This is a genomic window from Treponema bryantii NK4A124, from assembly GCF_000421345.1.
GTDB classification, from domain to species: domain Bacteria; phylum Spirochaetota; class Spirochaetia; order Treponematales; family Treponemataceae; genus Treponema_D; species Treponema_D bryantii_B.
In genome coordinates this window covers 36,352-49,594 of the sequence record NZ_ATWV01000008.1, presented here as the reverse complement: position 1 = coordinate 49,594, position 13,243 = coordinate 36,352, and the positions used below count along the sequence as shown (strand labels likewise).

Here is a 13,243-nt window from a genome sequence, read left to right as displayed (position 1 = left end):
TTTTCGCTGATTTTTCTAAACTTGAAGAAAATGCATAAAAAGTGTATATTTATACATTATGAAGGAACGACAGTCTCGCCTTAAGGCCATAAAAAATCTCATCAAAAATAATACTATCGAAAGTCAGGATGATTTGCTTTCTCTGCTTACAAAGGAAGGCTACGAGGTTACTCAGGCAACACTGAGCCGCGACCTTAAGCTTTTGAAGGTAGGTAAGGTGCCGGACGGACAGAACGGCTACAAGTACGCCCTGCCTGGTGAGGACGAAAACGGCGAAAGCGAGGCGATTTACGTTCAGGATTTTCTGCGCGGCTACGTAAGCATTGATTTTTCAGGAAACATTGTTGTTATCAAAACTTTCCCGGGCCATGCAAATACTGTCTGCAATGCAATTGATAATCTGAATATGGACGAGGTTCTCGGCACCGTAGCCGGCGACAACTGTATGTTTGCCTGCCTGCGCGAAGGCGTTACCGGCGACGAGTTCATGGAAAAACTCAAGAAACATATTCCGGGGATTGAGGATTAAAGTTCCCCCATATTGTTAGATTTCCTTTTTTCAGTTAAACTTACCTCATGCAGTTTACAAGTACACGTAACAATAATTTAACGGTGAGTTTTTCTCAGGCTGTTCGGGATTGTATTCCGGACGATGGCGGTGTTTTTGTACCATCTTCTATCGAAGATATGCGCCGCTGGATTTATTATATTGATGAAACTACACCTTTTGCTTCTATAGCAGGTTCTTTGACTTCTGCTTTAATGCACGAAGAATTTTCTCCAATTATTTGTGAAACTATTGCCACTGCCGCTTTCCCAGTAGCACCGGTTGTGCGCCAGTTGGACGGCAGTCTTTTTATGATGGAAATGTACCATGGCTTTACCGGCTGTCACCGCGACTATGGTGTTTCATATCTGGTTTCTTATCTGGAAACTACCCTGCAGCTTAAGGGGGGTAAGGCCGTCTTTGTTGACTTTACCCACGGTGGCCTTGGTGCCCTTATGTCTAAACTTCTTAAGGGGAAGAAAAATATTAAGGCAGTGCTGGTTTATAAAAAAGGAACTGTACGCGGTCTTGATGAAGACAGTCTTGCCTGGAACGGCGGAAATATTTACCCGGTAGAGATGGAAGGAAGTGAGGCAGAGATTAAGGCTGCTATTTCTGAAGTCTTTGCAGACCGCAATTTTGTTCAGCAGCATGGACTCACAGTTGCTAATACAACAAATGTCTGCCGACTTCTCGGACAGATTTTCTTCTTCCCTTATTCCTTTGCTCAAGTAAAGAATAAGTTCAACGGCGAGTTTTATTACGCAATGGGTGCCGGAAATTACGGTTCCCTGATTGCAGGGCTCTACAGCTGGCGTTTTGCCCTTCCTGTAAACGGTTTTTATGTTCCATCTACAGCAGCACTTGCGCGAAGTGCCAATGGTGCACCTGTGGTTCTTGATTCTATTGTAGAACTCGAAAAGCGCGGTGAAACAAATCCTGCGGTTCCTGCAAACCTTGAACGTCTGGAATCTTTCTTTGGCAAAAACGAAATGATGATGCGAAACTTCATTTATCCTTGTGATGTAAGCGAGGCTCAGCGCGATGCTGCTGCCAAAGAGCTTTACATGAAATTTGGCATTTTTGCAGATAAGGATACGGCTTCGGCTTATGCAGTGGTGAAAGAAAACTGCAGCGAAGTTTATGACGAAGACGGCGCCTTTATTCTGACTGCGTATAATCATCCGTCTCTTTCTTCTGATTACTGCCGCCACGTAATTGGCGAGGCTCCGGAAATGCCTGAGGAAATTAAAGCAAGCTTTGTGCCTGTAGAATTGAAGCGCCCATCTGTGAGTGGAGCTTCAGAACTCAGAAAGATTGTAGAAGGACTGTGGAACTAACTGTCATCCCGGCAAAATAACTGTCATCCCGACAAAATAACTGTCATCCCGACGTAGGTCGGGATCTTTTTTTTCTAAAGAGATTTATTCAATTCTTGTAAACCTCTGTTATTTGGTGCTCCCTGGTGTCGGGTTATTATAATTCCCATGGAAAAGAAGAATCTTGTTAAGCGCATTTTGATGTCGCTCTTTGGTGTAATTATCTGTGCAATAAGTGTTGGAATTTTTAAGATTGCTGCCCTTGGTGTAGATCCCTTCCAGTCCTTTATGGCCGGCCTGGACGCCCTCGTGCCGATTAAGTTTGGAACTCTTTATGTAATTGCGAATGCAGTGCTTTTTATCTTCATGTTGATTTTCGACCGTCACTACATCGGAATTGCAACCTTTATCAATTTGTTTTTACTGGGCTATATTACTCAGTTTACTTATGAGTTTTTGCAGACAGTGATTGTTGAGCCTGCCATCTGGGTTCGAGTGCTCTGCCTTGTTGTGGGCGTTGTGATTATCTGCTTTGGTTCCGCTTTTTATATGACCGCCGACCTTGGAGTTTCAACCTACGATGCCGTTGCCCTGATTATCGTAAACACCTGGAAGCGTGGCAAGTTCCAGTATGTCAGAATCATTACTGATGTGGTTTGTGTGCTTCTTGGTGTGGCTCTTTTTTTGATTTCCGGCGGGGCTGCTCGAGACATTATTACAATTGCCGGTGTTGGAACGATTATTACCGCATTTTTTATGGGCCCGCTTATCGAGTTCTTTAATGTTTACTGTGCAAGACCGATTTTGAATAAATAAGGAGGGGGAGGTCTCCCCCTGCGCCCGCACTTCGTTGCGGGCTACCCTCTCGCCTAGGGCTGCCGCCCTAAAACCCGCTTTAAATTCTGGAGGAAATAGAAATGAACGAAACACTTAAAGTATTAGAAAGCCGTCGCAGCTGCCGCAAGTTCAAAAGCGAAATGCTGCGCGAAGAAGATTTGAACGCAATCATTCGTGCCGGAACCTTTGCGCCAACCGGAATGAATAAACAGACACCAATCATAATTGCCGTTACAAACAAAGAACTCCGCGACAAAATCAGCGAAGAAAACAGAAAAATCGGCGGCTGGAACGAGGGCTTCGACCCCTTCTATGGGGCTCCAGTAATTCTGATAGTTCTCGCTAACAAGGGTGAAAGTCCTAACTACATCTACGACGGCTCCCTTGTTATGGGAAATCTTATGAACGCCGCAGAGTCGCTGGGGATCGGCTCAATCTGGATTCACCGGGCAAAACAGGAGTTCGAAAGCGACTTCGGAAAGAAGCTGCTTGCAGACCTTGGAATTGAAGGCGACTTCGAAGGAATCGGCCACGTTGCACTCGGTTATGTGGATGAAGGCGGCGTAAAGCCTGCAGCGCCACGCAAAGAGAATTATGTTTACTGGGTAAAATAAGATCTTTCGCCGGGTTTACATATTAACTCGGATATTCGTGATTTAAATATGTAAATCGAACTGTAACAAAGGCTCTTGCTGCAACAAGAGCCTTTGCTTTTGACGGAAAATACATATTAACCGGGTTTTTAGTAGTTTAAATATGTAATCTGCTCAGTAAAAAGGCTTTTGCATTAGAAAAAACTTTTTGCTTTTGCCTGAAATTACATATTAACTGAGTTTTTTTCAGTTTAAATATGTAATTTGACTAATAAAATGACTTCTGCTACAACAAGAACCTTTTGATTTTTACGGAAATTACATATTAACAAGAGATTTAATTGTTTAAATATGTAATTTCTTCCCAAGTTCTTACTTTTTAAGAAAATCAATAATAATCTGACTAAACTCTTCCGGCAGTTGTATCTGTGGCGAATGACCGCAGCCTTCAAGCAGCTCAAGTTTTACTTTTGGGGCGGACAGTTTTGCGGTGTAATCCTTTACAAAGTCTACCGGGCAGATCCAGTCGCAGGAGCCGGAAATCAGGAGAAGAGGCATCTGGTAATTGTCGGACGCCTCCAGTGCATTGAAGTTATTCATATATTCTTCGAGGGGAGAAATCAGTTCTATAAAGCGGTTCATGTTAAAGAGCTGCATAAAGTACCAGCGCATGTCGTCAATGCCAGCAATCGGGCTTGTCAGGGCTGCGAAAACTGAAAGGTCTTTTGTGACTGTCTGCGGATGATATGGACTTACAAGCTTTCGCAGGGTAAAGAGATTTTGAAGGCTCATGTCTGCCATAAAGTTTTTGTAAGCGGCCTCGAGCGCTGTTGTGTCGTCGCCTCTGCTGCGGGCAATCTTTATGGCGTCTTCATAAGAATAAACTTCGCCGGCATAATTCTTTTCGTTTACGCACTGGCCAACTCCAATATAGGCAGAAACTTTTTCGGGGTGAGAAAACGCGTATCTGCTTCCAAGCATGGTGCCGTAAGAGTGACCGAGAATTATTACCTGCTTTTGATTAAAGCGTTCGCAAAGATAATCTACAAGGGCATCAAGGTCGTTAAGCTGCTTATCAAAAGTGAGGCTTTTATTGTCCGGGTCTTTTGCCGCATTCGGATAGTATGAACGGCCGCCGCCCCTCTCATCCCAGCATACAATAGTGTATTCATCAGTCAGATAGTCCTGCCAGTAGTAATCAACGTAAGTAGTTGGAGCACCGGGCCCACCGTGAAGCGAAATGATAATCGGATTTTCTTTTGATTTGCCTGCGATGGTGATGTATTCTTTCTGGTCTGTCAGCTGAAGATAGAGCTGCTCGTTTACGCCATCTTTATAACTGACAGCCCTTTTAATCTGCTTGATATTCCTGCCGGCTATGAAGAAGGTGAAGGCTCCGCAGACAAGAACTGCGAGAGTAATGCCAAGCACTTCAAAAATACCAAGAGTGATTCTCGTGGCAAGCTTTCTTTTCTCTGGTGCCTCATAAACTTCTTTTTTGTGCTGCAGATGAATGCCGATGTGGCCGACACCGAGTATGTAAGAGCCGGCTAACATCAAAATGTTTCCGCCGTAGATTCCAAGCAGGAAAAAGGCAATGACGGGAAGGGTAGCGCCGGCAACCGGAATTCCAAGAATACCACGGTAAAAATCTTTCATGGTCTTTTCGCTTTTGAAATAGCGGATCCAGTAAATCTCATAAAGGATCATGCACAAAAACGAAATCACAAGTACTGTCAGCCAGAAGTTCCAGCCCTTAAAGTTGAAATCAGAAAAGATGAGGGCAATAGGAGTTACTATAAACTCGCCGCTTCGTTCGAGAACCAGCAAAACTTTGTTTTCCTTTGCGGCATATTTTTCATAATCCTTGGGTTGATTTTTAGTCCAGATAAAATTGGGAACAAGCAGCATAAGCAACCAGATGAGTCCAATGTAGGAAAAGCCGAAGGTCATATAATCTCCAGGTTTTATTATTTTTAATTTTTCAGTGATTAAAACAATCTAGTATTAATATAACACGCAATAGAGAAAAAGTTGATACTAATGAATTATTAGATAACTGCAATAATAAAACTAAGTATTTTTGTTTGGATATTTACAGTAAATATACAGGTTTTGATTATTTACGCAATTTTTGTGCAAGCTTGATTATAAGAACTTTATCTTCTGCGGATAGTTTATCAAATGAATTAAAGAGCTCTAGTTTATCACCAGTAACTACAATAGAATTTTTATATTCCGTTCCTGTAACAAGATATTCAACAGATACTTTTAGAGCTTTTGCAATTTTTTGTGCATTGTAAACACCAGGTTCCTGAGGATTAGTCATAAGGTAATGATCTATGGTTCTTTTGCCAACTCCAGATTTTTCTGCGAGTTCTTTAGTGGTGATTCCCTGATATTCCATTTCTTCTTTTAAGTTTTCTCTAAAGCCCATAAAAGAATAATACTCTTATTAGGGTAATAATATTTAAAAATTGCCTTGAAAGTAGTTATATGATAAAATATATACCTTGATAAAGGTAATTGATTATGGAGGAGCGATATATGAAAAAATTAATTAAGATTGTGGTTCCAGCCTTATTCTTATTGATTTCTTGCCAACCTGAGGTAATTGAGAAAGAGGTTGAAGTAGAAAAAAAATCGGAGGGAGAAGGTTCTGCATCACCTAAATATGGATTAATATCTATTAAAACTTCATTACCAAATGATAATGGAGCCGATATAAAGCTTACAAATGATTCTGCTCCGGTAAATGTAAAAATTACAGGTCCTGATTCTATAGAAAAAGTAATGTGGAAAAAAGGATCAAAAGGAATAGGTGTAAAACCTGTGTCATTTTTCGCAGATAGTAATTCACATCAACTATTGCTTGATTCAAATTCCTCTGGCACTTTTACTGTAACAGAAAATGGCTGGTATGATATTGTTGCTCAAGATATTGCTGGTCGTTATGAATGGGAACAAGTTGAGGTAAAGACGATTGATAAAACACCTTTGAATGAGATTTCTAATTTTTCTGCTATATGTGAAAATGGTTGCATAATACTTTCATGGACAAATCCATTAGATGAGGGGCAATATGATAGCCCGTTAAATAAACTAAAATTCAAATACATTTATGATAATAATGAAATGGATTCGGATAACGGAATTATAACTGTTGGTTCAGGCGAGCAGTTAGTCTCAATTCCTATTGCTGCAGGAAAAAACGAAAATAGTATTATGTATGTACTTGCAAAAACTATAGATGGAGTAGGGAATGAGAGTAATGGGACAAGTATTCAAACTTTATGTTCAGAAACAATTTATACAACTTTAGAAAGTATTGCAGAAAAGTTGAATAATATGACTTATAACGGGAAGGTTGTTGTTTCTGGTGCTTACAATGAAACTTTGCTTAAAAATATTAAAAACTCATTACATTCACGAAATATCAAACTGATTTTAGATTTGTCTGGAATTTCAGAAATGGATGTAGTTCCATCAAACTGTTTTGAGAATTGTGAATGTTTAATGGAAGTTATTCTTCCCGATTCTATAATTAGAATTGGGGACTCTGCATTTTCGGGATGTACTTCCTTGAATAAAATAAATATTCCACAAGGTGTCACTGACATAGGCGGATCAAGTTTTTACGGCTGTAAAAGTTTAACTTCTGTAAATCTGCCTGATACCATTACAAGCATTGCAATCGCAGCTTTCTCGCATTGTAGTAATATAAAACAGATTAATATTCCATTGAGATTAACAATTATAAATCAAAGGGTATTTGAGTATTGCTTTGCTCCAAATGTTGAGCTTACTATTCCAAGGAGCGTAAAAACTGTAGATATAAAAGCTTTTATATCGAACATCGGTTTAAAACTTGTTTTCGAGGATACTGAAAGTATTTGGTATCGTGATGACAGCTATACTCAAGAGCGTAATATTTATGTTGGCCCGATGAATGGGGAAAATGCAATGTTACCGATGAACAGTCTATATGGTCTTTCTGTTTATTATATAGTGAATGATGAATAAAAAAATTAAAAATATAGGAGGTATAATGTTTAATACGGAATATGAATTTGATTCAATCATAAAACAGGAATGGGGCTTTCCTGTTGTTTATGACGGAATCACAAAAATCAGTGAATATAAAGAAGCTCCTGTTAAAATTCTTTGGATATTAAAAGAAGGGAATGAAAATACAGAACAGGAAGAGCGCGATCATCGTGATTTTCACACAGATGTGTCAAATTATTATTCTGGATGGAAAGCTACATATAAGAACATAATTTTACCTACGTACGGAATTCTGCATAATCTGGCATATAAAGATTTACCTGTGTTAAATGATGATGCACCTATAAACAATGAATATGTTCTGAATAAAATCGCTTTAATTAATGTAAACAAGAATGGAGGCGGCTCAATGGCAAATCCTGTTGTAATAGAGGAGAATTATACAAAGCATAAAGAAATTCTTTTGCAACAGATAGAAGGCATTGCTCCAGATGTGATTATTAATTGTAGTCGTGTAAATAGATTATTCAATGATGTTTGTAAAATGTATAACCTGTCAAAAAAACAATATGACTTTAGACCTGAATTTGATTATGTAGTTGATTACGCTTCAAACTCAGAAAAACTGCTTATTAATTATTGGCATCCTGGAGCTCATATGACAGATGAATCATATCAGAAGCAAATCCTTGATATTTATAAGACGTGGAAATCAAGCTGACAATAAAGGAAAAGAAAATGTTCATATCAAAGACTTTGAAATATTTTATTACAACAATTATCTTCATGTTTGGGGTTAGTTTTATTTCTGCTCAGACAAATCTTGATTTAGCAAATAAGTATTATGATGCAGATGATTACCCGAATGCGGTTGAATATTTTAAGAAAACGCTTTTCGAAGATAAGACATATGATGGGACAATTTTTTATAGATATGCATACAGTATGGAACAGATAGGTGCTTCCAAGAAAGAATATTTGTCTTTTTATAGCGCTGCTGCTTATGTTTTTGAAAAGGCAGATGAAAAAAATGAAAAATATTATTTGTATGCAATTGCAAAGGAAGAGCAATTAGGTCTTTCTCATAAAAACTATTCAGAAAAGACAATTGAAAAACTACTGAGAGGAAAAACAGTTAGGAATCAGAATATAGTATCAGCAATTTTTGAGGAGTTGCCAGAAAATACTGTTGGTTATTTCTTGATTTTTTACTGTATTTTTGTCGTGGTTATATACATAGTGGGTAGAGTTTTATCGAAGAAAACAGAATGTGTTATTTTTTCATCAGTAAAAGAAATCATTTTATTGATTCTACCTATTATAATTCCGATTTTTCTCAGTTTTGCAACTTTTGAATCACAAATCACCTTGTACGTATGGCTTATTTCATTTGTTATTTCCTTCATTTCTGCACTGATATTTTCGATAATGAATAACCTTGGAACAAAGAGACCATTACTATATTCAATTATATCTCTTATGACAAAGATATCACTTCTGATTTTTTCCCCTTTACTTATGCTTTTAATAATGGGATTTCCGTTAAAGAAAGAAGAGAAGGATAGAAGATTCAGAGATGGTACAAAAAATAATCAGAGTACAAAAAACTGGGCAATAATTGGGGCTTTATTTTGGGCAGTTTCTTCATTTTTCTATTTGTCATTGATTAAAAAGCCAAAAAGAAAGATTGAATCCATGAGTGAAGATTATTGACATTTGAGATAAATGTGTTATATTTAAATTAAAGGAACACCGCAGAGGTGTGGTTGTCTCCTTGGCAATTTTTCAAAAAGCCTACCGAGTTTGACCACGGGGTAGGCTTTATTTTTTGCTTTCTACAAGATTACTTGAAGAGAGCGAGTGCATTTACAAGCAAAGTCAGAACAGCAATAACGATGATTGCTTTTTCATAGTTTGTCATGTCTGCACAATCTCCCATCATATTAAGATTAGGAGACAGCCACCCTTTCTACGGTGTTCCAATAGCTGAATTGTACTACAATGTTATATAGTAATCAATTCTAAGAAATAATGAATTATCTGTATAGTTTTATTTCTTTGTTGATTTCTTCGAAGTACTTCCTTTTGTAGATTTCTTTTCCGGAACTTTTTTGGTAGCCGGCTTCTTATCTGCGGTCGTCTTTGAGGTCGGAGTTTTCTTCGCAGGAGCAGGCTTCTTTGCCAGAGCTTTCTTTGTAGTTGTCGGCTTCTTCGCTGTCTTCTTTGCCACTACCTTCGGTTCAAACTCCTTGAGCATAAGCTCGCACTTGTAGGCAGCCTTGGTCTTAGCGGAGGTCAGGAGTTTATTGAACTTCTGGATGTTTGCGAAGTCTGCGGCTTTTCCGGTCAGGGCCAGTAGCAGAATTGTCTTGTTCAGGCTGTCGTCGCTAAGCTCCTTGTTAAACCAGCGGATATTGTCAAAGCTGTTAGTTCCGGCTAAAAGTCCGCACCAGTGGCTTTGCATCAAAAGCTTTGTTACTTCGTAAGCTGCTGCCTTTGAATCCTTCTTAATTGCAGCTGTGTTGGTTGCAGTGGCGAGAACAAAGAGCTTTGTAAGATTCCATCTTTCGTCTTTATCAATCAACTTTTCTTCGTGCAGGTATTCGTTGAACTTGCGGCCAAAGGCAAAGTTTAAAGCACAGCCTTTTTCTGCAAGACTTCCGCAGAGGGCCCAGCACAAAAGTTGTTTTTCGAGGCCGGCATCTGCCCCTTCCATGAGGCTTGCAAAAACACTTGCGTCTGCGGCCTTCAACAAAGCTTTCTGCAAATCTGCTGGCTGCTTTGCCTTTTTAAGATTGTGGATTGCAACAAGCTTCTTGAGGCGACCTGTAATTTCTGTTGCTTCTTTTGAGGCGTCGAGTTTTACGTCCTTGCCCGCGAACTTGGAAGCGGTCTTTACAAAGGCTGTAAGCTCCTTCTTTGCGGCAGTCATTATGTCTGTCACTTTTTTTGCTGTGAGGGCGGCCGGCTTTTTGGCAGCGGTTTTCGGTGATTTTGAAGACTTCTTTGATTGTGAAGTTTCCACCTCTGCAACAGCGGCACTTTCCGCCTCATTCTTATCCTTTATCTTCTCATAACCAAAGGTTTCAAAAAGAGGCGAAATCACCTTAGCTGCATAAGCGTGCAAATCAGCATAGAGGTCTTTATAAATCAATTCCTGCCATGCGGTCTCGATGTCTTCGCAGCCGTGGCCGTTTAAGAAGTCGCATAGGATTTTATAGCGGTGGTCAGCCTGGTCGCTCACCTGATGAACATTGAGGTAAACCTGATACTCAAACCCGTTGAGCATTACAAACAGTCCTTTTTCGCAAACCTCACTGGATTTGCGGATAAACCAGAGGCGGCTTCTGTGTTCCTGGAAGATACAGTATTTATCGTCTTCGGCTGTCAAATTAAGTCCCTCGGAGATGCTGCGCGATTTCATCACAACTTCATCCCCGTTTCCAGTCTTAACTGCATAAGGATCAGACTGTTTAATCCAGCCGGCAGCGCGGTCGTATTTGTTGTTGTAGAAAACTAACGCTCGTTCGTCACCAGCTCCGTTAGAGTAGGCAAACACGTTTTCGTTTACATGGCCGTCTTCCCAGAGGTCGTAGAAAAGGAAGTTGTCTACGCCGGAGAAGAGGTAGCGTTTTTTCATCAGCGGGAAGATATCATGCCAGTGGCGGTCTACAAGATACTGACTCGGTTTTTCATCCTTGTAAGCCTTAGTGTATTCCATTCCGTATTTTTCGGTAAAGCCTTCAATCTGGCCGTGACCAAACATAGGAAGACCCGGCATTGTAATCATCAGGGTGCAGACACCAAAATATTTGTCGCCGTCGCCAAACTGGGCAATGGCAGTTTCCTCATCCGGATTGTTCATAAAGTTTACATAGCGCTTAAGAACCTGTGGATCAAAGGTAATTGTATTTTTTACAGTCTCGCGGTATTTCTGATTTTCCTCTTTTTTGAGCATGTTCATAAAGGCCGAGTTGTAAACGCGGTGCATACCTAAAGTGCGAACAAAGTAACCTTCCATCATCCAGAAGGCTTCGGCCAGCAGCAAAGTATCAGGACATTCTGCTGCAACACGGTCTACAACCTCGCGCCAGAACTCGTTTGGAATTGCGTCGTTGAACTGCTGGGTGCTCAATCCTGTCTCACTGCGGGTTGCAATATCTCCTCCATGTCCCGGTTCCGGATACCAGAGGCGGCGGATAGATTTTTTTGCCAGAACCATAGCTGCATCAAAACGGATAATAGGGAAGTTCTGGGCAACATGCAGAATCTCCTGCATAACAGCCTCGCGGGCTGTCGGATTCAAAAAGTCAATCTGAGCAGTGTCGTTCCAGGGAAGACCGGTTCCATCATTTCCGTGGTAGATGTAGCGGGTGTCGCCAGTCTGATTATCAACACGCTTGAAAACTACAGAACAGTCATCCTTGCTGTAGTAGTGGTCTTCGAGGAAAAGGGACACTCTGCTATCCTGCGAAAGGTTTTCGCCATTGAAAGTATACTGAGGGAATGGATTATCGCGGCGCTGTATAAAATAGTCCGGGTGATTGATAACCCAGTCGCCGTCCATACCGGTGTGGTTAGGCACCATATCAGAAGCAAGGCGGATTCCCCTCTGCCAGCAGCGCTGACGCAGATTTGCCAGGGCATCCCAGCCACCGATATTCGAAGCAATGTTATAATCATAAAGAGAGTAGGCAGAAGCGGCCGCCTCAGGGTTACCGCAAATCTGCTTGATGCGGCGGCTGGCCTTACTTCGCTCCCAAAGACCAATCAGCCAGAGACCGGTAAAGCCCTCATCGCGCAGCTTATCAAGCTCGGCATCCGGAATCTGGTCCAGTCTAGTAATAGGGTAGCCGTACTGCTTTGTCAGCTGATCCAGCCAGACAAGAACAGTCTTTGCAATCAAAATAACCTTTGGCATCCATTCGCTGTCGGCGCTGAATCGTTCATATTCGTTCATGAGGTTTTCAAAACTGTAAGGCTGCATGTCCGGAAGGTCGCCGCCGCCAAAGCCGTGCCAGGCAGCTTTTTCCTCTTCGGAGATTGTATCCATGCCGGCAAGAATGCGCTTGAGCCATTCGCCAAGGAAGGTGTCCCAGTATTTCTGCAGATATTCTAACTGACCGCGAAGACTGTCCGGCGCATAAACCTGAGGCTCACGGAGCAGTGTAATCAAATCATGATTAAAAGGTCCAAAGACCGGCTGTCCGGCAGCGTATTTCTGAATAGACTTCCAGCTCTTGGCATACAGCTTGTTTTTTGCCAGCTCCTTGTCGGAAAACATAATCATAAAAGGCTCAAAAGCCTTGTTTTCATTTGCAAGGTGAAGCAGAATCAGCTCTTCAAGAGTCTGGGCCCGGTTAGTACGTTCAACTCCGGTACCCGCATCCAGCTCTGTGGCGGCAAGATAATCCTGCGCAGAAATCTTCTCTTTATAAACCGCAACCGGCGGAAACTCACGGATAAAATCCAGCAGCAGACCGTCCACCTCAGCGCGACCAAACTCCTTGTCCAGCGAGCCCAGCAGGTCGTCCATAAAAGTCAGCACCTTGTCGCGGCGGTAAAGCATACACACATAATGAAGAATCTCATCAATCAGCCCCATAGCGTTGAGCTGACCGGCTGAAAGCTTTTTATTTTCTTCCCCACGGCTCTCAAACACATTGTTAATCAAAAGCTGAAAGGCGCGCACATTCCGCATATTGGCAAAAACTACATTTCCGCTCGAAGCAAAAAGCCCGCCGTCAAAATTACAAAGGTCTCGTATTTTCTTAGAAATATGAAATTCGTTGTGTGAAATCTTCATTTTGTACTCCTACTTTTAGTTTATAGGTAAGGAGGGGGAAGTCTCCCCCTCGCTCGCACTTCGTTGCTCGCTACCCCTTCTCCTAGGGGTTGCACCCCTAAAACCCGGCGTTACAATCAGTCAAATTTGACAA

General features: G+C 41.2%; 10 protein-coding genes. 7 read left to right on the top strand and 3 right to left on the bottom strand.

Going from position 1 to position 13,243, the window contains the following annotated elements:
- Nucleotides 1–58 precede the first annotated feature (58 nt).
- The 4 genes from argR to G626_RS0109225 all read left to right on the top strand — a co-directional run bounded on the left by argR (nt 59) and on the right by G626_RS0109225 (nt 3,317).
- A complete protein-coding gene (argR, locus tag G626_RS0109240) occupies nt 59–529 on the top strand; it encodes an arginine repressor (RefSeq protein WP_022932502.1) in 471 nt (156 codons plus the stop codon).
- A 47-nt stretch (nt 530–576) separates the two neighbouring features.
- Nucleotides 577–1,887, top strand: coding sequence for a PALP domain-containing protein (locus tag G626_RS0109235; RefSeq protein ID WP_022932501.1), 1,311 nt, complete (start codon nt 577–579; stop codon nt 1,885–1,887).
- A 147-nt stretch (nt 1,888–2,034) separates the two neighbouring features.
- Entirely contained in the window at nt 2,035–2,682 is a 648-nt protein-coding gene (locus G626_RS0109230; protein WP_022932500.1) for a YczE/YyaS/YitT family protein, read from the top strand.
- A 101-nt stretch (nt 2,683–2,783) separates the two neighbouring features.
- Nucleotides 2,784–3,317, top strand: coding sequence for a nitroreductase (locus G626_RS0109225; protein WP_022932499.1), 534 nt, complete (start codon nt 2,784–2,786; stop codon nt 3,315–3,317).
- Between the two features lie 351 nt (nt 3,318–3,668).
- On the opposite strand, the gene G626_RS18215 is transcribed toward G626_RS0109225, so the two are convergent.
- Together G626_RS18215 and G626_RS0109215 are read right to left on the bottom strand one after the other, a co-directional pair.
- Entirely contained in the window at nt 3,669–5,249 is a 1,581-nt protein-coding gene (locus G626_RS18215) for an alpha/beta fold hydrolase (protein WP_022932498.1), read from the bottom strand.
- A 166-nt stretch (nt 5,250–5,415) separates the two neighbouring features.
- Entirely contained in the window at nt 5,416–5,733 is a 318-nt protein-coding gene (locus G626_RS0109215) for a helix-turn-helix domain-containing protein (RefSeq protein ID WP_022932497.1), read from the bottom strand.
- A 110-nt stretch (nt 5,734–5,843) separates the two neighbouring features.
- On the opposite strand from G626_RS0109215, the gene G626_RS0109210 reads away from it, so the two are divergent.
- Genes G626_RS0109210 through G626_RS0109200 form a run of 3 tightly spaced genes read left to right on the top strand, consistent with a single transcriptional unit; the run spans nt 5,844 to nt 9,017 of the window.
- Nucleotides 5,844–7,319 (top strand): leucine-rich repeat domain-containing protein, encoded by a 1,476-nt coding sequence (locus tag G626_RS0109210; RefSeq protein WP_022932496.1) that lies wholly within the window; start codon nt 5,844–5,846, stop codon nt 7,317–7,319.
- Nucleotides 7,309–8,025, top strand: a complete 717-nt coding sequence (locus G626_RS0109205; protein ID WP_156003280.1) for a hypothetical protein — start codon at nt 7,309–7,311, stop codon at nt 8,023–8,025. Before G626_RS0109210 ends, G626_RS0109205 begins: the two co-directional genes overlap by 11 nt.
- A gap of 17 nt (nt 8,026–8,042) precedes the next feature.
- Nucleotides 8,043–9,017 carry a hypothetical protein gene (locus G626_RS0109200; RefSeq protein WP_033421744.1) on the top strand — a complete coding sequence of 325 codons (975 nt, stop codon included), beginning with the start codon at nt 8,043–8,045 and terminating at the stop codon, nt 9,015–9,017.
- 337 nt (nt 9,018–9,354) lie between these two features.
- On the opposite strand, the gene G626_RS16045 is transcribed toward G626_RS0109200, so the two are convergent.
- Entirely contained in the window at nt 9,355–13,110 is a 3,756-nt protein-coding gene (locus G626_RS16045; protein WP_022932492.1) for an alpha-amylase family glycosyl hydrolase, read from the bottom strand.
- Nucleotides 13,111–13,243: the final 133 nt, after the last annotated feature.

What these genes read in the sequence shown, in the direction of transcription:
- G626_RS0109215 (WP_022932497.1), bottom strand. Translation starts at nt 5,733, where the DNA reads ATGGGCTTTAGAGAAAACTTAAAAGAAGAAATGGAATATCAGGGAATC.
- G626_RS18215 (WP_022932498.1), bottom strand. Translation starts at nt 5,249, where the DNA reads ATGACCTTCGGCTTTTCCTACATTGGACTCATCTGGTTGCTTATGCTG.
- G626_RS0109235 (WP_022932501.1), top strand. Translation starts at nt 577, where the DNA reads ATGCAGTTTACAAGTACACGTAACAATAATTTAACGGTGAGTTTTTCT.
- G626_RS16045 (WP_022932492.1), bottom strand. Translation starts at nt 13,110, where the DNA reads ATGAAGATTTCACACAACGAATTTCATATTTCTAAGAAAATACGAGAC.
- G626_RS0109210 (WP_022932496.1), top strand. Translation starts at nt 5,844, where the DNA reads ATGAAAAAATTAATTAAGATTGTGGTTCCAGCCTTATTCTTATTGATT.
- G626_RS0109230 (WP_022932500.1), top strand. Translation starts at nt 2,035, where the DNA reads ATGGAAAAGAAGAATCTTGTTAAGCGCATTTTGATGTCGCTCTTTGGT.
- G626_RS0109200 (WP_033421744.1), top strand. Translation starts at nt 8,043, where the DNA reads ATGTTCATATCAAAGACTTTGAAATATTTTATTACAACAATTATCTTC.
- G626_RS0109205 (WP_156003280.1), top strand. Translation starts at nt 7,309, where the DNA reads ATGATGAATAAAAAAATTAAAAATATAGGAGGTATAATGTTTAATACG.
- argR (WP_022932502.1), top strand. Translation starts at nt 59, where the DNA reads ATGAAGGAACGACAGTCTCGCCTTAAGGCCATAAAAAATCTCATCAAA.
- G626_RS0109225 (WP_022932499.1), top strand. Translation starts at nt 2,784, where the DNA reads ATGAACGAAACACTTAAAGTATTAGAAAGCCGTCGCAGCTGCCGCAAG.